The sequence below is a fragment of the Pseudomonas sp. NPDC087185 genome (genome assembly GCF_044744955.1).
Lineage (GTDB): Bacteria > Pseudomonadota > Gammaproteobacteria > Pseudomonadales > Pseudomonadaceae > Aquipseudomonas.
This window is the reverse complement of record NZ_JBIUZK010000003.1, coordinates 743,982-763,631: the sequence shown is the minus strand read 5'-3', so window position 1 is coordinate 763,631 and position 19,650 is coordinate 743,982. Positions and strand designations below refer to the sequence as shown.

The window sequence follows — 19,650 nt, the reverse complement described above, 5'->3', positions numbered from 1 at the left end:
GGGTGGAAACGTGAATGAGCGCCTGCATGGCAAATGGATATTCATCTGATCTGATCTGATCTGAACGCCAAAGCCAAAGCTCAGGCGTTGGTTCATATGAGTTTGAACATATCCAGTTTTGAGGGCGACACTCACTCACCATTCCGCCCTTACGGCGGGTCACTTTTTGGCAGACGCCCCAAAAAGTAACCAAAAAAGGCTGGCTCCTGTCATCCGGCCCCTACGCTTCGCTTCGGGGTTCCCTCGCTTCGGCCTCCTGAAGTCGCAATTGGTGGCGCCTGAGACATTGCGTTCGAAGAGCAAGAGCAAGAGCAACAGCAACAGTCTGCGTTGCGATTTAGAAGCGTGCGGTACTCACCGTGATATAGCCCTTATCCCGCAATGCAATGCGGATCACCGTCTCATCAGCCGGCGCCTTGCGCTTCTGCTTGATGCAGACCCCTTCGACCGCAACCGCGCGCAGGCGCGGGCCAATGGCGCGGCCGCAGGGGTCGAAGAACACCTCGCTGGCCAACAACTCGATGCGCTCGATCAACTGCCGTGTGCGTTCGTCGGTGGCGCAGAAAAACAACACGCCCGACAGGTGCGGGTCGTCGTCCGGGTTGCTGACGTCATGGGTCAATAGCTGGCGCAGGCTTGCGCGCAGTTCGGCAGTGGTGCGGGTATGTGGATGCATGGGCAGCTTCCTCGGATCGCGAGTACCGATCATGTTTTCGCTGGCCGGGCTCGACAAGTAAGGAGTTTCCGAGAGAGTGGGTAGGAATTTTCTGAAGATACAGAATGAGTGCCGCAGGTTCATTGATGCGGCACAATTGCCCGTCTGATTGCGTGCTGACCGAGGACACCGATGAACAGCCACTTCCAAGCCGTCGACCTGCAAAAGGCCTACCGCCTGCTCAATCACGGGCCGACCGTACTGGTGTCAGCCAGCCACCAGGGCGTGGACAACGTCATGGCCGCCGCCTGGGCCTGTGCGCTGGATTTCGACCCGCCCAAAGTCACCGTGGTGCTGGACAAGATCGCCCGCACCCGGCAACTGATCGAGGGCAGTGGCGCGTTCGTGATCCAGGTGCCGACCGCCGCCCAGGCGCAGTTGACCCACCAGGTCGGCACCCGCAGCCTGTTCGACCACCCCGACAAGCTGGCCAGCATCGGCGTTGAACTGGAGCACGTCGAAGGTCATGCCGCGCCGCTGGTCAAGGGCTGCTCGGCCTGGTTGATGTGCCGGGTGATCGACGAGCCGCACAACCAGAGCACCTATGACCTGTTCATCGGCGAAGTGGTGGCAGCCTGGGCCGATGACCGGGTGTTTCGCGATGGGCACTGGGCCTATGAGCAGGCCGACCCGCAATGGCGCAGCCTGCACTATGTGGCGGGTGGGCATTTCTATGCCATTGGTGAGCCGGTGGTGATTGATCCGCAAGAATAAGGCAATGGGCCGCACAGCGGCCCCTCGCAACATCAGCCCTGAATCTCCTGCTTGAACCGCAACCGCCACCCATGCAGCAACGGCTCGGTATACCCGCTCGGCTGTTCACGCCCCTTGAACACCAGTTCCCGCGCTGCGCGGAAGGCATGGGACCCGGCAAAATCAGCCGCCATCGGCCGGTACGCGGGATCACCGGCATTCTGCTGATCGACCACCTTGGCCATCCGCTGCAGCGTCGCCTCCACCTGGTCGGCCCCCACCACGCCATGGTGCAACCAGTTGGCGATGTGCTGCGCCGAAATGCGCAGGGTGGCGCGGTCTTCCATCAGGCCGACGTCATGAATATCCGGCACCTTCGAGCAGCCGACGCCTTGCTCGACCCAGCGCACCACATATCCCAGGATGCCCTGGCAATTGTTGTCCAGTTCAGCCTGGATGTCGTCGGCGCTCCAGGGCCTGTCCGGGCTCACCGGAATGCTCAGCAGGTCGCGCAGCAATGGCTCGCGCTCGCAGGCCCATTCGACTTTCTCCAGTTGCTGCTGCACGGCCGGCACGTCGACCTGGTGGTAATGCAGCGCATGCAAGGTCGCGGCAGTGGGTGAGGGCACCCAGGCGGTATTGGCGCCGGCGCGAGGCTGGGCCACCTTCTGCTCGAGCATGGCCGCCATCAGGTCGGGCATTGCCCACATGCCTTTGCCGATCTGCGCCTTGCCACGCAGGCCACAGGCAAGGCCAACCAGCACGTTGCTGCGCTCGTACGCCTGGATCCAGGCGCTGCCTTTCATGTCGCCCTTGCGCAGCATGGCGCCGGCCTCCATGGCCGTGTGCATCTCGTCGCCGGTTCGGTCCAGGAAGCCGGTATTGATGAACACCACGCGCGCAGCCGCGCTGGCAATGCAGGCCTGGAGATTGACACTGGTGCGTCGCTCCTCGTCCATGATGCCCATTTTCAACGTATTGCGTGGTACGCCAAGCAGTGCTTCGACACGGCTGAACAACTGGTCGGCGAAGGCCACCTCGGCCGGGCCATGCATCTTCGGCTTGACGATGTACAGGCTGCCTTCACGGGAGTTGCCGCGGCGTTTCAGGTCGTGCAGGCCGATCAGGCTGGTCACCACCGCATCGAGTATGCCTTCGGGGATTTCGCGGCCGTCGCGGTCGTGGATAGCCGGGTTGGTCATCAGGTGGCCGACATTGCGGATGAACAGCAACGAACGGCCAGGCAGGGTCAGCGGCTGGCCGTCCGCGCCCTGATAATGGCGGTCTTCGGCCAGTGCGCGGGTGAACGTCTTGCCTCCCTTGCTGACCTGCTCGCTGAGGTCGCCTTTCATCAGGCCCAGCCAGTTGCGGTAGACGTTGACCTTATCTTCGGCGTCCACCGCCGCCACCGAGTCCTCGCAGTCGATGATGGTGGTCAGTGCAGACTCGACGAGGATGTCCTTGACCCCGGCGAGGTCCGCCTGGCCGATGGCGCTGGTCGGGTCGAACTGGATTTCCAGGTGCAGCCGATGGTGTTGCAGCACGATCGCCTTCGGTTTGCTCGGGTCGCCTTGGTAGCCGCGCAGTTGGCTGGTGTCCTTGAGGCTGACCTGGCGTGCATCCTTCAAGGTCACTTTCAGCGCTCCTTGGTGGATGGCATAGGCCGTGGCCTCGGCATGGGAGCCCCCTTCGAGCGGCACGCACTGGTCGAGCAGGCGCCGGCCGAAAGCGATCACGCGGGCGCCACGGGTGGGGTTGTAGCCTTGACCGCGCGCAGCGCCGTCGCTGTCGGGGATGGCGTCGGTGCCGTACAGGGCGTCGTACAGCGAACCCCAGCGGGCGTTGGCGGCATTGAGGGCGTAGCGGGCGTTGCTCAGCGGTACCACCAGCTGCGGGCCGGCTTGTTCGGCGATTTCGCGGTCCACCTGGGAGGTGGTGATACGCACGTGCTCCGGTGTGTCGACGAGGTAGCCGATACGGCGCAAAAAGCCCTGATAGGCCGCCATGTCGGCGATCGGGCCTGGGTGCTGGCGGTGCCAGGTGTCCAGCTCGGTTTGCAGGCGGTCGCGTTCGGCAAGCAGTTCGCGATTGCGCGGGGCGAGGTCGTGGACCAAGGTGCTGAAGCCTTGCCAGAAAGTGCTGGCATCGATGTTTGTGCCTGGGAGCACTTCGTCTTCGATGAAGCGTTGCAGGAGGGGGGCAACCTGAAGTTGGTTCATGCTTGTCTCGCTGTTCACGTGGATTCAAATGAGGGGCTCAGTACCGGCGTCTTCGCGCGGCAAGCCCGCGAACAGGCCGATACTGTCGATCACAAGGCCGCCGCCCCAGCCTTGGCCACCTGGGCATCCTGTTCGGCCTTGACCCCGGACACACCGATGGCACCGACTACCTGGCCATCGATCAGCAGTGGCACGCCACCCTCCAGGCTGGTCAGCAGCGGCGCGGTCACGAACGCGGTGCGCCCGCCGTTGACCATCTGCTCATAATCACGCGTTTCCTTGCGCCCCAGCGCCGCGCTGCGGGCCTTTTCCATGGCGATGTAGGCACTGGCCGGCGCGCAGCCGTCCATGCGTTCCAGGCCCAGCGGGTGGCCGCCGTCATCGACCACCGCGAGGGTCACGTTCCACTGTTGCGCCAGGGCTTCCTGGCGGGCGGCTGCGAGCAGGCGGGTAACCTCGGCCTGGCCGATCACGGACTTGCTATGCATGGCGGTTCTCCTGGTTCAGGGCGGCTTCGACAATTTCGATCCAGTGGCGCACCGGCGTGCGCCCGGCACCGTCGAGGTGGGTCTGGCAGCCGATGTTGGCGGTGGCGATGACCTGCGGTTTGCCGCTTTCCAGCGCGTTGAGGCGGTTGTCGCGCAGTTGCCGCGACAGCTCGGGCTGGGTCAGCGAATAGGTCCCGGCCGAGCCGCAGCACAGATGGCCGTCCGGCACCGGCGTCAGGGTGAAGCCCAGGCGGGTCAGCAGGCTTTCCACCTGGCCGCCGAGCTTGAGGGCATGTTGCAAGGTGCAGGGGCAATGGAAGGCAAGACGCTGTTCGGCGCACAGGCCCAGCTGTTCGACCGGCTCGTCGCGCAGCACTTCCACCAGGTCACGCGACAGTGCGCTGACCCGGGCAGCCTTGGCGGCGTATTGTGGGTCCTTCTCCAGCAGGTGGCCGTAGTCGCGCACGAAGGCGCCACAGCCGCTGGCGGTCTGCACGATGGCTTCGGCGCCGGCCTCGATGGCTGGCCACCAGGCATCGATGTTACGCCGGGCACGCTCAAGGCCCCGGGCCTGTGCATTGAGGTGGTAGTCCACCGCGCCACAACAGCCCGCTTCGAAGGCCGGCGTTACACTGATGCCAAGGCGGTCCAGCAGGCGCGCGGTGGCGGCGTTGGTGTTGGGCGACAGCGCCGGCTGCACGCAACCTTCGAGCAGCAACACGCGGCGGGCATGCCGCACTGCCGGGCGTTCGCCGGGTGGCGCTACGTGGGCGGGCAACTTGTTCTTGAGTGTTGCCGGCAGCACCGGGCGCAGGGCCTGGCCGGTGCGGGTCAATGCCTTGAACAGCGCCGGGCGTGGCACCACGGCGCGCAGGCCCTGACGCAACAGGCGCTGGCCGAGCGGGCGGGGCACCTGTTGTTCGACCACGGCGCGGCCGATGTCCAGCAGGTCATGGTATTTCACCCCCGACGGGCAGGTGGTTTCACAGTTGCGGCAGGTCAGGCAGCGGTCCAGATGCAGCTGGGTACTGGCGGTGACCGGCTCGCCCTCCAGCACTTGCTTGATCAGGTAGATGCGCCCGCGCGGCCCGTCCAGCTCATCGCCGAGCAGTTGGTAGGTGGGGCAGGTGGCGGTGCAAAAGCCGCAGTGCACGCACGCGCGCAGGATGCTTTCGGCCTCTTCGGCGCGGGCCAGGCGCTTGGCGGTTTCGCTCAGGTTGGTTTGCATGGCGTGGCCTCACAGGTCCGGGTACAGGCGGCCAGGGTTGAATACACCCTGGGGGTCGAGTTGCTGCTTGAGGGCGCGGTGGTAGCGCATCAGCGCGGCGGGCAGCGGTGCACTGCTGTCATCGCCCGGGGTGTAGCCGGTGGCGTGGCCGCCGACGTTGGCCACTCGCTCACGGATCGCTTGGGCGGGGGCGGTTGATTTCAGCCAGCGCTGCGCGCCGCTCCAGTCGACCAGTTGGCGCCCCGGCAGGTCGAGTTCCCCGGTAGCGATCGGCACCGACACACGCCACAGCGGTTCAGGGCCCTCGAAGAAGGCCAGGCGCTGCTCGCGCAGGTCGCGCCAGAAGCCGCTGTCGAGCACCTCGCCGCCCAGGCGCTGGCGGGCCGACTGCACCGAGCCCTCGCCGCCTTCCAGGCGCAGGTACAGGGCGTCGCCGTCGTGGCAGGCGGCGCTGATCGGCAATGGCTGCTGGCCCCATTCGGCGAGCTCGGCCATGGCCTCGTGGCGGCCCATCGGCAGGCGCAGGCTCAGGCATCCACGTGGCCGTGGCAGCACCTTGAGCGACACCTCGGTCAGCAGGCCGAGGCAACCGAAACTGCCGGCCATCAGCCGCGACACGTCGTAGCCGGCAACGTTCTTCATCACCTCGCCGCCGAAGCGCAACAGCTTGCCGTGGCCGGTGATGACCCGTGTGCCGAGCACGTAGTCGCGCACCGACCCGGCCCACGGCCGGCGTGGCCCGGACAGCCCGGCCGCGACCATGCCACCTAACGTTGCCTCGGCGCCCAGGTGCGGCGGCTCGCACGGCAGCATCTGCCCGGCCTCGAACAGCGCCGCCTCGATCTCCACCAAAGGCGTGCCGGCGCGGGCGGTGAGGACCAGCTCGGTCGGGTCGTAGCTGACGATGCCGCGGTGGTTGCGGGTGTCGACGATTTCCCCGGCCACCGGGCGCCCGAGCATGGCTTTGCTGTTGCCGCCCTGGATGCGCAGCGGGGTGTTCAGGTTCAAGGCCTGGTTGACCTGTTCCAGCAGGTCCTGGCTCATGTCGCGGTCCATGCTCATCAGAAACGCTCCAGGTCAGGGAAGGGCAACTGCCCGTGGTGCACGTGCATCGCGCCGAACTCGGCGCAGCGGTGCAGGGTGGGGATGTTCTTGCCGGGGTTGAGCAACCCTTGCGGGTCGAACGCCGCCTTGACTGCATGGAACAGAGTGATTTCGTCGCTGTTGAACTGCGCGCACATCTGGTTGATCTTTTCCCGGCCGACGCCGTGCTCGCCGGTGATGCTGCCGCCCACCGCCACGCACAGTTCGAGGATGCGCCCGCCGATGGCTTCGGCGCGTTCCAGCTCCCCGGGCAGGTTGGCGTCGAACAGGATCAGCGGGTGCATGTTGCCGTCGCCGGCATGGAACACGTTGGCCACGCGCAGGCCGTATGCCTCGGACAGCTCGCTGATGCCTTTGAGCACCCGTGGCAGCTCACGGCGCGGGATGGTGCCGTCCATGCAGTAGTAGTCCGGCGAAATACGCCCCACCGCCGGGAAGGCGTTCTTGCGCCCGGCCCAGAAACGCACGCGCTCGGCCTCGTCGCAAGCCAGGCGCACGTCGCGCGCGCCGGCTTGCCTGAGCACATCGGCCACCCGGTCGCAGTCGTCCTGCACATCGGCCTCGACGCCATCCAGTTCGCACAGCAGGATCGCCGCCGCATCCACCGGGTAGCCGGCGTGGATGAAGTCTTCGGCGGCGCGAATCGCCAGGTTGTCCATCATTTCCAGGCCGCCGGGGATGATGCCGGCAGCGATGATCTCGGCCACGGCACGGCCGGCGTCCTCGACGCTGCCGAAGCTGGCCAGCAGCACGCGTGCCACCTGGGGTTTGGGCAGCAGCTTGACGGTCACTTCGGTGACGATGCCGAGCATGCCTTCGGAACCGGTGAACAGCGCCAGCAGGTCGAAACCTGGGCTGTCGAGGGCGTCGCTGCCCAAGGTCAGGCGCTCACCTTCGACGGTGAGAATCTCGACCTTGAGCACGTTATGCACGGTCAGGCCGTATTTCAGGCAGTGCACACCCCCGGCGTTCTCGGCAACATTGCCGCCGATGGAACAGGCGATCTGCGAGGAGGGGTCTGGCGCGTAATACAGGCCGTGCGGCGCTGCCGCCTGGGAGATCGCCAGGTTGCGCACGCCCGGCTGAAGCCGGGCGAAACGGCCTTGCGGGTTGACCTCCAAAATGCGGTTGAAGCGCGCCATCACCAGCAGAATGCCCTTGGCCAGCGGCAGGGCGCCGCCCGACAGCCCGGTGCCGGCGCCACGCGCCACCACCGGCACGCCACGCTGGTGGCAGAGTTTAAGCAGCGTCTGCACCTGTTCAAGGCGCTCGGGCAGCACCACCAGCAGCGGTACCGTGCGGTAGGCCGAGAGGCCGTCGCATTCGTAGGGCTTGAGGTCTTCGGCGCGGTGCAGGATGTCGAGGTCGGGCAAGGCGTCGCGCAACGCCTGCAGCAGGGCGGGCAGGTCCACTGTGGGCAGCGCGCCATCGACCCGTTCGTCGTAGAGAATGTTCATCAGGCTCACTCAACGGCAGTTATTGTTGTTGTGGGCAAACCAGTCACCCTTGCAGCCTGCGCGCGCTGGCTGGCCAGGTCGAGTGCGTTGTGCACTGGTCCTACCAGTTTCTACGCAACGCACTGGTTATTTGTGCGCTCGGCCGGCTAGATTGGCGCAAGCTGTAGCAGTGGTCCTACCAGTTGGGGTGCGTGCATGGGTACTGAAGGCAAGGCCAAGGTCGCCGATCAGGTGGCGGAGCGTGTCGAGCGGCTGATCGTCGAAGGGGTACTGAAGGTGGGCCAGGCGTTGCCATCGGAGCGCCGCCTGGTGGAAAAACTCGGCTGTTCGCGTTCGGCACTGCGTGAAGGCCTGCGCATCCTGCGCGGGCGCGGGATCATCGAGACCGAGCAGGGGCGCGGCTCGTTCGTCGCCGACCTCACCGGGCAGCAGCACGGCGCCACGCCGTTGATGCACCTGTTCAGCTCGCAGCCGCGCACGTTGTTCGACCTGCTCGAAGTGCGCGCCCTGCTGGAGGCCGAGTCCGCACGCCTGGCGGCGTTGCGGGCCACGGATATCGACCGGCTGCTGATCCGCCGCCGCTACGAAGACATGCTGGCCGCCCACGCCGCGCCGGAAGGGCTCGATGCGCGCGAGCACGCGCGGCGCGACCATGCCTTTCACCGGGCGATCAGCGAGGCCTCGCACAACCCGGTGCTGGTGCATACCCTGCAGTCGCTCAGCGACCTGACCTTGAGCACGGTGTTCGCCTCGGTCAACAACCTGTATTGCCGCCCGGCGCAGAAACGCCAGATCGACCGGCAGCATGCGCGGTTGTACCAGGCGGTGATGGAGCAACTGCCGGAGCAGGCGCAGCGGGCGGCGCGCGAGCATATCAACGGGATTCGCGACAGTTTGCGCGAGATCGAGCAGGAGGAGCAGCGCTTGGTGCGGGCGACGATGCGCATGGATGGCTGGGGGTGATGTTGCCTGAACCTGACTCTTCGCGGGACAAGCCCGCGAAGAGGGAAAGCGCAGGGGCTACATCACTGCGCCAGATGCCTGATCATCGCCACTGTCAGATACAGCCGGGGCGCGACACTGGCGAGTTCGATGTATTCATCATCCCCATGCAACCCAGCACCGACCACACCCAGCGTTTCCAGCACCGCCGGCTTTTCGCTGCCCGGCACATAGGCATACCCGGCATCGGTACCGAAGCGCATGGCAATCGGTTCGATCGTGTGGCCGACCTCGCCGTATAGCTGCTGCGCGGTCTGCGCCAATTTCGCCGAGGCATCATTGCGTGCCAAGGGCGGCCGGCCTTTTTCGACGGTGACGCTAGCCTGGGTATCGGCCACCCGCTGCTTTTTCACGATGCGCTGGGCATCGGTCTGCACGCGGTCGGTCTCGCCCAGGTCGGAATAGCGCATGTCCGCTTCGGCCGTGGCCAGCGCCGGGATGATATTGGCTTTTTCACCGGCCTTGGCCAGGGTCCAGTTCACCGTGGTGCCTTTGCTGGCATCGCCCAGGTCGTTGAGCTGTAGCAGTTGGTGGGCCAGTTCGGTCAGCGCGTTGCGCCCCTCTTCGGGCGCGGAGCCTGCGTGCGAGGCACGGCCTTTGACTTCCAATTTGAGACGGTTGATGCCGTTGGTGGCGACCGTGACGGCGTCTTTGTCCGGCGGCTCGTACGAGAACACGTAGTCATGCTTGCGGGCCAGTTCGGCGATGATCTGCTTCGAGCCGGCCGAGCCCATTTCTTCATCCGGGTTGAACAGCACGGTGAGCGTACGGTAGCCCTTGAATTCCTGCTGCTGCAATAGCTTGAGCGCATGCAGGATCATCGCCACACCGCCCTTGGCATCGGCAACGCCCGGGCCATAGGCGCGCGGGCCGTCGACGCGGAACGGGCGTTTGGCCACGGTACCGGGCACGAACACGGTATCGTAATGCACCATCAGCAAAAAATCCTTGCTGCCGGTACCCTTGAAGGTGCCAACGATGTTGTCGCCCACGGACGGTTTGGCGGGGTGGGTCTGCACCTCGGCGCCCAACGCCTTCAGGCGTTTGACCAGCTCGGCGCTGACCTGCGTCAAGCCAGGTTCCGTGCCGGTGCCGGTGTCCACCGAGACCAGGGTCTTGAGGGTTTCAAGGTAGGCCGATTGTTCGCCTTGGGCCTGTTTGAGCAGGTCCTGGGGAGAGGGTTCGGCGGCGGTTGCCTGGGTGCAGGCGATCAGAAACGCCAGGCCGATGGCGTGGGGAGGGCGGGGCAATGGCATCGGTTCTTCCTTGTTGTGGTGAACCGTTGAGCCTAGTCCCTCGGACGTGACCTTGCAGTCTCAATGCCAACCCTGTCGCGGGCAAGGCCCGCGACAGGGTTGCAAAGGGGGTCAATGGTGCGCGACCGGGTCGTCCTGGGACAGTATCGCCCGGGCCAGTTCTTCGTCACTGGCCTGCAGGCCAGGGTTGTCCTTGCGAGCTTGTTCCAGCGCCGACTCCACATAGGCGCCACGAATTGCACCACCGCTGGCGACGAACGCAGACAGCTCGTCTCGGGCGGGGATGATCCGTTTGTCGTCCTTGAAGGTCGAATACAGCGAGGCGGAGACACCGGCCGAGGTGGCGACGTCGCCCGCATCGACGCGGGCCAGCGCCGCACCGGCAGGCAGCAGGAGCAGCAGCGCAGGGGCGAGCAATAGGTGGCGCATATCGTGATCTCCAGTAGCGTGAAGCCCAAGGGAATTACCACTCAGTGTTTAAGATGGCGCTAACGCGCGGGTAGTTCCCTTGGAACCGATCACGCCAACTGGTAAGTGGTCTTCACCCGGGTGAAGAACTGCCGCGCATGGCTGCCTTGCTCGCGCGAGCCCAGGCTGGAGGCGCCGTTGCCGCCGAACGGCACGTGGTAATCCACCCCCGCTGTCGGCAGGTTGACCATCACCATCCCCGCCGAGCTGTTGCGCTTGAAGTGCTCGGCGTGGCGCAACGAGGTGGTGACGATCCCGGCAGACAAGCCAAACGCGGTGTCTTCGGCAGCAGCGAAGGCGTGCGCATAGTCACGTACCTTGAGCACGCTGAGCACCGGGCCGAAAATTTCCTCGCGGTAGATGCGCATGCCTGGGGTCACCTCGGTGAACAGCGCCGGGGTGAAGAAATACCCGCCAGCCGCGTTCTCGATGCGCTCCCCACCGCACACCAGAGTCGCCCCCTGCTCGCGGCCGCTGGCCACGTAAGCCAGGTTTTGCTCCAGCTGCCGGCTGTCGACCACCGGGCCGATATCCGTGCTGGCCTGCAAGGCATCACCCACCGTCAGCGCCCGGGTGCGCTCGGCCAGGCGCGTGACGAAGGCGTCATGTATACCCTCGGTGACGATCACCCGTGAACTGGCCGTGCAGCGTTGCCCGGTGCTGAAGAACGAGCCATTGAGCGCCACCTCCACCGCCTGCTCGATGTCGGCATCGTCGAGGACGATCAGCGGGTTCTTGCCGCCCATCTCCAGTTGCACTTTCTTCATGCCCTCGGCTGCCAGCCGGGCGATCTGCCGGCCGGTGTTTTCCGAGCCGGTAAAACTGATGCCGTCGATCAGCGGCGAGCGGATGATGGTGTCACCGACACTGCGCCCCGGCCCGATCAGCATGTTGAACACCCCGGCAGGCAAGCCTGCGCGCGCGATGATCTCTGCAAGCGCCCAGGCCGAGGAGGGCACCAGCTCGGCCGGCTTGAACACCACGCAGTTGCCGAAGCACAGCGCCGGGGCGATCTTCCAGGCCGGGATGGCGATGGGGAAGTTCCACGGGGCGATGATGCCGACCACGCCCAGCGGCTGGGTGAACACGTCGATGCCCACGTCCTGGCGCACCGACTGGTATTTCTCGCCCTCGGCGCGCAGGGATTCCTGGGCGTAGAACTTGAACGAACGGCCGGCGCGGTCCACTTCACCCATGGCTTCGCGAACGACCTTGCCTTCTTCGCGGGCCAGCAGGGTGGCCAGTTCCTGGCGCCGGGCGAGGATCTCGCTGCCGATGAAATCTAGGGCATCGGCGCGCTGTTGCGGGTTGCTGCGCGCCCAGGCTGGCGCTGCGCGGCGAGCAGCTGCCAGCGCCTGTTCGGTCAGTGCCTGGTCGGCGCGCACGAAGCGCTCGACCACCTCGGCCGGGTTCGACGGGTTACGGTTTTCCAGCACATCGCTGACAGTATCGGGCGCGACGAATGCACCGTCGACGTAACTGCTTTTGGTGACGAGGGTCATGCGCTTCGGATCCTTTGCTGGGCCCCTTGGCGGGCGACGAAATCGGTGATGTTGTCCACGGCGCTGTCCATCAGCTGCTGCATGGCGTCTTCGCTGCTCCAGGCGATGTGCGGGTTGAGCAGGAAGTCGTCGCGGTCGATCAGCTGAAACAGCGGGTTGCTCGGGTGCAGCGGCTCGTGCTCGACCACATCCAGCGCCACGCCGCCCAGGCGGCCGTTGCGCAAGGCATCGATCAAGGCGGCCTCGTTGACCACGCCACCCCGGCCGGTGTTGATCAGCAGGGCATCGGGCTTCATCAGCGCCAGCTGTGCGGCATCGATAAGGTTGTAGGTTTGCGGGGTCAGCGGGCAGTTGATCGACAGCACGTCACAGCTGCGCAGCAGGTCGCCCAGCGGCTTGCAGTCTGCGCCACGGCGCTTGCCGCCACGGTCCTCGAACCACACGTGCATGCCGAAGGCGCGCGCCAGCTCGGCCAGGCGCATGGCGATCGGGCCACTGCCGATGATCGCCAGCTGCTTGCCACGCACGTCGCGGATGCGGTGGTCGAAGTAGATGTTCTTGTACTCGGCCTCGCCGGCATGTACCTGGCGCATCAGCCGGGTGAACGCGGCCGGGCGGCGGAACAGTTCGAGGATCATCGCCAGGCTGTGTTCGGCCACTGTATTGGCGGCATAGCCCGGTACGCTGGCGACTGCGATGCCGTGCGCGTCGCAGTAATCGACATCGACGATGTCGCGGCCGGTCAGGGCCAGCGAGATCATCTTCAGTTTTGGCAACTGGCGCAGGTGTTCTTCGCGCAGCGGCACGCTGCAGGTGAAGGCGATGGTCGCGTCCTTGAGGTGTTCCAGCACGTGCTCCGGGTGGGTGTAGGCAAACTGCTGCCAGGTATGTTCGCAGGCCGGGCGCTTGAGGCGGGTGGAGGGTGCCAGGCCCTCGTCGTCGAGCAGTACGATGTGTTCGCTCACGGTGGGTTCCTTATTTTTTCTGCGCCGGGACGTACCCTGCCGGTGCCATGCCGACCAGCTGGCGGGTGATGAAGCCCGCGTTCTGGTCGTGGTCTTCCAGTGATTCCTTGCGCACCAGGGCATCGCGCACCATGTGCGCGCCGAAGAAGCGGAACGGCTCCGGCGGCAGCATTTTCATCTTCTGGTTGACCAGGCCACAGTTGGCCCACTCGTCGTTGGCATGGGTGGCCAGCGACTTGATGATGCGGCTGGCGAACACTGTGGTGGCCACGCCATTGCCCGAGAAACCGATGCCATAACTGACCGTCTGGTGGTGGTCGAGGTAACCGAAATTCGGCAGGCCTTTCATCGCGCGGTCGATCGGGCCGGTCCAGCTGCTGACCACCGGTACGTCCTCCAGTTGGGGGTACAGGCGGCGCAGTTCGGCGGCAACCTTGTCGGCGGCCGGGGAAGGTTTTTCATACAGGTTGCCGATGCGCCCGGCGTAGGCGAACTGGCCCAGGGGCTTGCCGAACACCACGCGGCCGTCCGGGGTGTTGCGCCAGTAGTTGAGCACGGTGCGCGAGTCGGTCATGCATTCGCCACGGCTGAATCCGATGGCGTCGAGCTTGGCCTTGACCGGCGCGGTGGCGACCATGTCGCTGGACATGATCGCGATCATGCGGCGCAACTCGGGGAACTGCGCGCCCCAGGCATTGAGCGCCAGCACCACGTGGCTGGCCTTTACATGACCTTTGGCGGTATGGACCACCGGGTTGTTGCCGCGTACCAAGTGGGTGAACGGCGATTTCTCGTAGATTTTTACCCCCAGCTTCAAGGCCACCCGGCGCAAGCCGCGGGCCAGCATGGCGGGTTGCACGGTGGCGGCATTGGGGTCGTGGATGCCGCCCAGTACCAGTGGCGAGCCGACCCGGCCGCGGAGGGTCTCGCGGTCCAGTTCCTGGAACGGGTTGACGTCGAGCTTCTGCAGGCCGTCGGTCAGCACCCGCCAGGAATTCATCTGCCGCTGGTTGGTCGCGGTCCACAGCCAGCCGTCCTTGCGGTACTGGGCATCGATGCCGTGTTCCTGGCAGAAACTGCCGATCTCGTCGATCGCCGACTCGGCGGCTTCGCAGATACGCCGCGCTTCAACGTCGCCGCAGATGGTGCGCACCGACAGGTACTTGCCCCACCAGTTGGTGGCAATGCCGCCGTTGCGGCCGCTGGCGCCGGAGCCGCAACGGTCGCGTTCGACAATGACGATGGTCTTGCCCGGGTGCGCCTGCTTCAGGCGGATGGCCGACCACAGGCCAAGGAAGCCGCCGCCGACGATGCACACGTCGGCTTGAATCGAGTCCTGCAGGGCAGGAGCCAGGTCGCTGTCCAGGTCCAGCGCCTGGGCATACCAGAATCCACGGTACATGAGGGGTGCCTCTGAGCATGTTGTTTTGTGCCTACATGATGCTCAGCGCGGCTGGGTGGCCGATATCATAGTCATGACAATTGATAGAACGGCCACGCCTTTTGTCATGGATTTACTATTTGTCGTGCCGCATATGATATGCCGGACGTACGCCACCCCCTACAATGGCGCTATTCAGCAGGTCATGAGGCCCACGTCCATGGTTGCCCAACAACAATTACAACAGCCGCAAACGCCCGTACTGCCACCCCAGGTCAAGCCCGAACTGCGCGTCGGTTTCGTGCTGTTGAACCAGTTCACCCTGGTGCCGGTGGCCGGGTTGGTGGACTCCCTGCGTTTTGCCGCCGACAAGTCGTTCCGCAGCCAGCAGGTGTACTGCCAGTGGGACTGGATGACCCTCGACGACCAGCCGATCAGCGCCAGTTGCGGCATGCCGATCTCGCCGACCAAACCGCTCAACCTGTTCGCCCAGTACGACTACATCGTGCTGGCCGGCGGCCTGCTGGGCGAAACGCGCAACCCGCCAGACTGGCTGCTTGATGCCCTGCGCGATGTGCACGCTGCCAACATTCCGATCATCGCCCTGTGCTCCGGCTCGTTTGTACTGGGCAAGGCCGGCCTGCTCGATGGCCGGCGCTGTGCGGTTCACTTCACCTTGCGCGACGAGTTCCGCGAGCGCTTCCCGCTGTCGACCATGGTCATCGACAAGAGCTACGTGGATGACCGCGGGATCATCACCTGCCCTGGCGGCACCGCCATCGAGCTGGCCGCCAACCTGATCCGCCGCCACTGCGGCGCGGTGCGCGCGCAGAAGGGTCTGGAATACCTGCTGGTGGAAGAGCGCGCCGAAGCCGAGGGCGAGCAAGCCGCCAGCGACAGCGTGTACCACAACGACCGGGTGCAGCGGGCGATCGCCTTCATGCGCGCCAACCTCGACGCTTCGATGAGCCTCAAGGCGGTGGCCGAGGCTGTGGGCACCCACCCACGGCAATTGCACCGCGAGTTCGTCGCCAACACCCAGGAGCCGCCGGCCAACTACTGGCGCAAGTTGCGCCTGGACCATGCGCGGCGGCTGCTGGTGAACACCAGCCAGAACATCACCACCATCGCCCTGGCCTGCGGCTTTTCTGATGCGTCGCACTTCATCCTGTGGTTCCGCAAGCAGTATGGCGAGACGCCGTACAGTTTTCGCAAACGGCGGCATGAAGTGGAGCGTTTCGACTGGCAGGGTGACAAGGTCGGGTTGGATCCGGAGTTGTAGGTCACGCGGCAGGGCTGGCGCAAATTACTGTGGATAATACGTCTTTGACTGGGCGTAGGTTTGGTTGCGACTATCGATAAATGGCCCTTTGAAGCCCCTCAGCCGCTTCAGGAGGCCGATGTTCTCGGTGGGCAGGTTGTAATAATTGGAGCGCTCACTGAGACAAGCATGTCGTAGATAATGAGGTTGTAAAACGTAAATCCTGTGTTTAAAACCTTCGACGGGGCGCCGTAGCACCGTTGCCACTACTTGCGCGGCGCCCGATGAGCCAGCTAGGCAGGCGAGGAGAATCATTTCTTTCCCAGGAGGGTAATTTATCCGCTGCAACCAAGGGCGGATATCCGTCTCTGCAACCTCCCGCGCGCTTCGGTATTTTCCGCGGCTGTTCATCAATACACTGTAAAACGGCACACCGTGGGTTTCAAAAGCGGCAACCCCGGTACCCAGAAAGTTCTCATGCAATACAACATCATGATCACCTGGGTTTTTTTCGTACAAGACAGTACTGCGCCTGACTTGATACGGCGATAAATTGTTAGGCTTGCTTAAAAGCAAATTCAGGCTGGAAAGATAAGTTTTCTTTAACATCAACCGCCTCCAGCGGGTCTGATTTCAGTGCCAGCGATGCTATGTCCCAATAGCTGGAGGGGTGATGTATATAGTTAGCGCCTGTCAGGCCATTTGCCCGTATGCCTGAATCTCGATGCGGTACTCCGGCGCCGCCAATGCGGCCCCTACGCAGGCACGCACCGGTGGCAGGGCCCCCACCCAGGCGTCATACACCGCATTCATCTGTGCAAACTCGCCCATGTCGGCCAGCCAGATCTGCACCCGCGTGAGGTTACCCTTGTCGGCACCGATCTGTGCCAGCCACTGCTCCAGTTGGGCCAGTACGCAGCGCGTCTGGGCGGTGATATCGCCGGGCTTCAGGGCAACGATGCCTGAGGTCTCGATGCGCCCATCGACCAGCACCATCTGGCTGGCCCGTGGGCCTGGGTTGATACGTTCGATCATCAGCGCGTTCCTTAAAACAGCACGTAAGTCTTGCGCAGGGTCTCGCGGATCTCCCACACGCCTTCGCAGTTCTCCGGGAACAGCACGGCATCGCCGGCACGCAGCTCCACCGGCTCGCCGCCGTCTGGGGTAAAGATGCAGTTGCCGCTGATAATATGACTGAACTCACGGTTCTTCAGGTGGCGACGGAACACGCCGGGGCTGCTTTCCCATACACCGATGCTGGCGCCCACGGCTTCATCGGTCTTGTCCTGGGCGGTAGCGGCTTGGGCAACCGGTTCGCCAATCGGCAGGCGGGCAGGGGCCGGCGCGCCCAGTGGCGAGGCGGCGGCATTGCGGACAACGGTAAGCACTTGGCTCATGAATCAGCTCCTTCAGGCTTTACGGGCAACGGTTTGGTAAGCGGAGGACGGTGCCGACGATGACGTGCCGAGGGCTGCGGCCTGTTGCAGGTCGAGCTTGCTGGTCTCGGGTGCAAGCCACCACGAGATCAGCGCACCGAAAAGCGAGATCAACGCCGCAGCGAACATGGTGTTGGCAATGCCATAAGTGGCGAGCGAAATCGGCACCAGGTAAGTACCCACGGCAGCGCCGATGCGCGACAGCGACGTGGCAAGGCCCACGGCCGTGGCGCGGATTTCAGTGGGGAACAGTTCGTTGGGGTAGACGTATTCGAGCACCTGGGCACCGCCGATCAGCACTGCATAGGCACCAAACAGCACCAGCACGGTGGTGGGCGAAGCGTCGGGGAACACGCCCAGCAGCACCAGCGACAGGCCCGACCAGAGGAAGCTGTGGATCAGCATCTTGCGCCTGCCCAGGCGGTTGATCAGCCTGGTCGCCAGCAGGCACCCGAGGGTGAACAGGACGGTGATGGCGATCGAGCCATAGGCCGCCCAGTCACCGGTCAGCTTCAGCGCCTGCAGCACTTTCGGGGCGAACGCGTAGATGGCGAACAGTGGCACGATGGCGCAGGTCCAGAACAGCGTGACGAAGGCCATGCGCTTGCCATAGCCGGAGTGGAACAGCGACCACACCGACGCCGGTTTCTGGTTGGCCGGCTCCGGCAGGTCTGCGATGGAGTAGCCAGGGCCGTAGACCTTCTTGATTACCGCGTCTGCTTCAGCCGTGCGGCCTTTGCTCAGCAACCAGCGTGGCGACTCCGGGGTGCCGCTGCGGGCAATCAGGAACAGCGCACCGGGCACCAGGGCACTGGCCAGTACCCAGCGCCAGCCCTCTTCGCCACCCACGCGCAGCAGCAGTTCGCCGACCAGGTAGGCCACGGCGGCACCGGCGAACCACATCAGCACCATCGCGGCGAGCAGTGGCCCACGTTGTTTGCGCGGCAGGAACTCGGCCAGCAGCGAGGTGGCAATCGGGTAGTCGGCCCCCACGGCGATACCGATCAACAAACGCCAGGCGAACAATGCCCAGGCCGACTCGACCCAGAACTGCGCGACCGAAAAACCGACGATGGCGATCAGGTCGACCAGGTACAGCACCTTGCGCCCGTACTTGTCGGTGAACCAGCCACCGAGAAAGCCACCCAGGAACACCCCGATCAACGCCGAAGCGGCGATCAGGCCTTCCCAGAAGGCAGTCAGTTGCAGGGCGTGGGTGATCTGCAGCATGGCCACGCCGATGATGCTCAGCACGTATCCGTCGAGGAACGGGCCGCCGGCGGAATAGACAGTGAGTCTGCGGTGAAAGGCATTAAGCGGGGCATCTTCGACAGAGCGTTTTGCAGCGGTCATTCGGCTTACCTCTTGTTGTTATTTGATGCACTAGCGTTGCGGCACTATCGCACCGGCCCGGTGCGGGCCCATATAACGGTTGGGACGGGTCATGGGATGCTGTGGCGGGGTGTGCCGAAGCGATGTCGCATCGTCACGCGGCGACGGTGGCGGGCTGGGTGGCAGATGCGGCGGCAAGAGGAGTTGGAGTACTGCGAGGGTGAACAGACAGCTTTGGATTGATGCTGCGAGGGCTGGCCTCTTCGCGGGTAAATCCGCTCCTACAGGGGCCTCCATCGTTGTCAAAGGCGGTGGAAAATCTTGTGGGAGCGGGCTTGCCCGCGAAGAGGACGGGACTGGAGAAAACTATCGTGACCGGGTCAACAAGGCATCCAGCACCACCTCGCACGCCGCCCCCCAGCTGGCAGCCACTGGCTGATGGTTCAACACCGCCAGCCCATCGGCCGTGAACGTTCCAGGCGTGGCAATCGCCTGCCCCAATGCCTTCAAGGTGCATGCTGGCTGTTGCTGGGCACTGGCGACACAATCCTGCAGATTCCCCAGCACCAACGCCCTCGCCTCGGCCGCCGGCAGCCCTTTGTCGGTCAGCCACTGCTGCAGGTCGTGCAGCAAAAAATAGAACCAGCCATTCATGCACGCGGCCACCGTGGCCAGCTCGAACGCGGCTTCGTCCTGCAGCACCACCAGGTTGCCCAACGGCCCCAGGCTTTGCTCGATGAGCGCATCCGATGGGCAGACCACCACGGTGGACTGGTTGTACTGCGCCGCATACGAGAGCATCACGCGCACGCAGCAGGCACCGGGGAAGGCGGTAGTCAGTTGTTCCAGCCTCACGCCGGCGGCCAGCGATACCAGGCGCTGGCCAGGGCGCGCTTGCACCTCGCGCGCCAGCTGCGCCAGTGATTCAGGGCGCACGCCAATGATCAGCCATTCGGCCTGATCGACTACCGCCTGATTGCTCTGCAGCATCACACAGCGCCGCCCATCCACCAGCGCCTCGGCACGTTCGGCGTTGCGCGGCGACAGCAAAATCGTGCCGTCAAAGCCACTGCGGCGCAGGCCGATCACCACTTTTTCGGTCAGTTCGCCGACCCCGAGAATGCCCAGGCTTTGCATGATGCC

19 protein-coding genes are annotated in these 19,650 nt (G+C 64.6%); 3 read left to right on the top strand and 16 right to left on the bottom strand.

Going from position 1 to position 19,650, the window contains the following annotated elements; genetic code table 11:
- Nucleotides 1–337: 337 nt before the first annotated feature.
- A complete protein-coding gene (locus ACIPIJ_RS13770; RefSeq protein ID WP_401077317.1) occupies nt 338–676 on the bottom strand; it encodes a hypothetical protein in 339 nt (112 codons plus the stop codon).
- Between the two features lie 171 nt (nt 677–847).
- On the opposite strand from ACIPIJ_RS13770, the gene ACIPIJ_RS13765 reads away from it, so the two are divergent.
- Nucleotides 848–1,429, top strand: a complete 582-nt coding sequence (locus ACIPIJ_RS13765; protein WP_401077315.1) for a flavin reductase family protein — start codon at nt 848–850, stop codon at nt 1,427–1,429.
- Between the two features lie 32 nt (nt 1,430–1,461).
- Here the strand turns inward: ACIPIJ_RS13765 and ACIPIJ_RS13760 are convergent, their stop codons facing one another.
- The 5 genes from ACIPIJ_RS13760 to glcD form a co-directional block, all read right to left on the bottom strand.
- Nucleotides 1,462–3,627, bottom strand: a complete 2,166-nt coding sequence (locus ACIPIJ_RS13760; protein ID WP_401077314.1) for a malate synthase G — start codon at nt 3,625–3,627, stop codon at nt 1,462–1,464.
- A gap of 89 nt (nt 3,628–3,716) precedes the next feature.
- Nucleotides 3,717–4,115 (bottom strand): heme-binding protein, encoded by a 399-nt coding sequence (locus ACIPIJ_RS13755; RefSeq protein ID WP_401077312.1) that lies wholly within the window; start codon nt 4,113–4,115, stop codon nt 3,717–3,719.
- The gene (gene glcF, locus ACIPIJ_RS13750; protein WP_401077311.1) at nt 4,108–5,343 is read right to left on the bottom strand and encodes a glycolate oxidase subunit GlcF; all 1,236 of its coding nucleotides are present in this window, start codon (nt 5,341–5,343) and stop codon (nt 4,108–4,110) included. The genes ACIPIJ_RS13755 and glcF overlap by 8 nt, the downstream gene beginning before the upstream one ends.
- A gap of 9 nt (nt 5,344–5,352) precedes the next feature.
- Nucleotides 5,353–6,405 carry a glycolate oxidase subunit GlcE gene (gene glcE / locus ACIPIJ_RS13745; RefSeq protein ID WP_401077310.1) on the bottom strand — a complete coding sequence of 351 codons (1,053 nt, stop codon included), beginning with the start codon at nt 6,403–6,405 and terminating at the stop codon, nt 5,353–5,355.
- Nucleotides 6,405–7,904: a glycolate oxidase subunit GlcD gene (gene glcD / locus ACIPIJ_RS13740; RefSeq protein WP_401077308.1), complete on the bottom strand. Its 1,500-nt coding sequence runs from the start codon at nt 7,902–7,904 to the stop codon at nt 6,405–6,407. The genes glcE and glcD overlap by 1 nt, the downstream gene beginning before the upstream one ends.
- 195 nt (nt 7,905–8,099) lie before the next feature.
- Between glcD and glcC the strand changes: the two genes are divergently transcribed.
- Nucleotides 8,100–8,867: a transcriptional regulator GlcC gene (gene glcC / locus ACIPIJ_RS13735; RefSeq protein ID WP_401077306.1), complete on the top strand. Its 768-nt coding sequence runs from the start codon at nt 8,100–8,102 to the stop codon at nt 8,865–8,867.
- Nucleotides 8,868–8,929: 62 nt separating this feature from the next.
- Here glcC and ACIPIJ_RS13730 read toward each other — a convergent pair whose 3' ends face one another.
- The 5 genes from ACIPIJ_RS13730 to ACIPIJ_RS13710 form a co-directional block, all read right to left on the bottom strand.
- Nucleotides 8,930–10,162, bottom strand: coding sequence for a M20/M25/M40 family metallo-hydrolase (locus ACIPIJ_RS13730; protein WP_401077304.1), 1,233 nt, complete (start codon nt 10,160–10,162; stop codon nt 8,930–8,932).
- Nucleotides 10,163–10,273: 111 nt separating this feature from the next.
- Nucleotides 10,274–10,591 carry a DUF2388 domain-containing protein gene (locus ACIPIJ_RS13725; RefSeq protein WP_264313751.1) on the bottom strand — a complete coding sequence of 106 codons (318 nt, stop codon included), beginning with the start codon at nt 10,589–10,591 and terminating at the stop codon, nt 10,274–10,276.
- 89 nt (nt 10,592–10,680) lie between these two features.
- The gene (locus ACIPIJ_RS13720) at nt 10,681–12,132 is read right to left on the bottom strand and encodes an aldehyde dehydrogenase family protein (RefSeq protein ID WP_401077302.1); all 1,452 of its coding nucleotides are present in this window, start codon (nt 12,130–12,132) and stop codon (nt 10,681–10,683) included.
- Entirely contained in the window at nt 12,129–13,097 is a 969-nt protein-coding gene (locus tag ACIPIJ_RS13715; RefSeq protein WP_401077301.1) for an NAD(P)-dependent oxidoreductase, read from the bottom strand. Before ACIPIJ_RS13715 ends, ACIPIJ_RS13720 begins: the two co-directional genes overlap by 4 nt.
- A 10-nt stretch (nt 13,098–13,107) precedes the next feature.
- Nucleotides 13,108–14,499 (bottom strand): NAD(P)/FAD-dependent oxidoreductase, encoded by a 1,392-nt coding sequence (locus ACIPIJ_RS13710; RefSeq protein WP_401077299.1) that lies wholly within the window; start codon nt 14,497–14,499, stop codon nt 13,108–13,110.
- Nucleotides 14,500–14,698: 199 nt separating this feature from the next.
- Here ACIPIJ_RS13710 and ACIPIJ_RS13705 point away from each other — a divergent pair, with 199 nt between their 5' ends.
- Entirely contained in the window at nt 14,699–15,760 is a 1,062-nt protein-coding gene (locus tag ACIPIJ_RS13705) for a GlxA family transcriptional regulator (RefSeq protein WP_401077297.1), read from the top strand.
- A 24-nt stretch (nt 15,761–15,784) separates the two neighbouring features.
- Here ACIPIJ_RS13705 and ACIPIJ_RS13700 read toward each other — a convergent pair whose 3' ends face one another.
- From ACIPIJ_RS13700 to ACIPIJ_RS13680, 5 genes are all read right to left on the bottom strand, one after another.
- On the bottom strand, nt 15,785–16,348 hold the full coding sequence (locus ACIPIJ_RS13700) for a hypothetical protein (protein ID WP_401077295.1): 564 nt from the start codon (nt 16,346–16,348) through the stop codon (nt 15,785–15,787).
- 84 nt (nt 16,349–16,432) lie between these two features.
- On the bottom strand, nt 16,433–16,774 hold the full coding sequence (locus ACIPIJ_RS13695) for a RidA family protein (protein WP_401077293.1): 342 nt from the start codon (nt 16,772–16,774) through the stop codon (nt 16,433–16,435).
- Nucleotides 16,775–16,785: 11 nt separating this feature from the next.
- The gene (locus ACIPIJ_RS13690; protein WP_401077292.1) at nt 16,786–17,136 is read right to left on the bottom strand and encodes a cupin domain-containing protein; all 351 of its coding nucleotides are present in this window, start codon (nt 17,134–17,136) and stop codon (nt 16,786–16,788) included.
- A 12-nt stretch (nt 17,137–17,148) separates the two neighbouring features.
- Nucleotides 17,149–18,528 carry an MFS transporter gene (locus ACIPIJ_RS13685; protein WP_401077291.1) on the bottom strand — a complete coding sequence of 460 codons (1,380 nt, stop codon included), beginning with the start codon at nt 18,526–18,528 and terminating at the stop codon, nt 17,149–17,151.
- A gap of 345 nt (nt 18,529–18,873) precedes the next feature.
- Complete coding sequence (locus ACIPIJ_RS13680; protein WP_401077289.1) at nt 18,874–19,644, bottom strand: NAD(P)-binding domain-containing protein; 771 nt, start codon at nt 19,642–19,644, stop codon at nt 18,874–18,876.
- Nucleotides 19,645–19,650 lie beyond the last annotated feature (6 nt).

Excerpts from the sequence above, each read along its gene's own strand:
- ACIPIJ_RS13770 (WP_401077317.1), bottom strand. The coding sequence starts at position 676 with ATGCATCCACATACCCGCACCACTGCCGAACTGCGCGCAAGCCTGCGC.
- ACIPIJ_RS13765 (WP_401077315.1), top strand. The coding sequence starts at position 848 with ATGAACAGCCACTTCCAAGCCGTCGACCTGCAAAAGGCCTACCGCCTG.
- ACIPIJ_RS13760 (WP_401077314.1), bottom strand. The coding sequence starts at position 3,627 with ATGAACCAACTTCAGGTTGCCCCCCTCCTGCAACGCTTCATCGAAGAC.
- ACIPIJ_RS13755 (WP_401077312.1), bottom strand. The coding sequence starts at position 4,115 with ATGCATAGCAAGTCCGTGATCGGCCAGGCCGAGGTTACCCGCCTGCTC.
- glcF (WP_401077311.1), bottom strand. The coding sequence starts at position 5,343 with ATGCAAACCAACCTGAGCGAAACCGCCAAGCGCCTGGCCCGCGCCGAA.
- glcE (WP_401077310.1), bottom strand. The coding sequence starts at position 6,405 with ATGAGCATGGACCGCGACATGAGCCAGGACCTGCTGGAACAGGTCAAC.
- glcD (WP_401077308.1), bottom strand. The coding sequence starts at position 7,904 with ATGAACATTCTCTACGACGAACGGGTCGATGGCGCGCTGCCCACAGTG.
- glcC (WP_401077306.1), top strand. The coding sequence starts at position 8,100 with ATGGGTACTGAAGGCAAGGCCAAGGTCGCCGATCAGGTGGCGGAGCGT.
- ACIPIJ_RS13730 (WP_401077304.1), bottom strand. The coding sequence starts at position 10,162 with ATGCCATTGCCCCGCCCTCCCCACGCCATCGGCCTGGCGTTTCTGATC.
- ACIPIJ_RS13725 (WP_264313751.1), bottom strand. The coding sequence starts at position 10,591 with ATGCGCCACCTATTGCTCGCCCCTGCGCTGCTGCTCCTGCTGCCTGCC.
- ACIPIJ_RS13720 (WP_401077302.1), bottom strand. The coding sequence starts at position 12,132 with ATGACCCTCGTCACCAAAAGCAGTTACGTCGACGGTGCATTCGTCGCG.
- ACIPIJ_RS13710 (WP_401077299.1), bottom strand. The coding sequence starts at position 14,499 with ATGTACCGTGGATTCTGGTATGCCCAGGCGCTGGACCTGGACAGCGAC.
- ACIPIJ_RS13705 (WP_401077297.1), top strand. The coding sequence starts at position 14,699 with ATGGTTGCCCAACAACAATTACAACAGCCGCAAACGCCCGTACTGCCA.
- ACIPIJ_RS13700 (WP_401077295.1), bottom strand. The coding sequence starts at position 16,348 with ATGTTAAAGAAAACTTATCTTTCCAGCCTGAATTTGCTTTTAAGCAAG.
- ACIPIJ_RS13695 (WP_401077293.1), bottom strand. The coding sequence starts at position 16,774 with ATGATCGAACGTATCAACCCAGGCCCACGGGCCAGCCAGATGGTGCTG.
- ACIPIJ_RS13690 (WP_401077292.1), bottom strand. The coding sequence starts at position 17,136 with ATGAGCCAAGTGCTTACCGTTGTCCGCAATGCCGCCGCCTCGCCACTG.
- ACIPIJ_RS13685 (WP_401077291.1), bottom strand. The coding sequence starts at position 18,528 with ATGACCGCTGCAAAACGCTCTGTCGAAGATGCCCCGCTTAATGCCTTT.
- ACIPIJ_RS13680 (WP_401077289.1), bottom strand. The coding sequence starts at position 19,644 with ATGCAAAGCCTGGGCATTCTCGGGGTCGGCGAACTGACCGAAAAAGTG.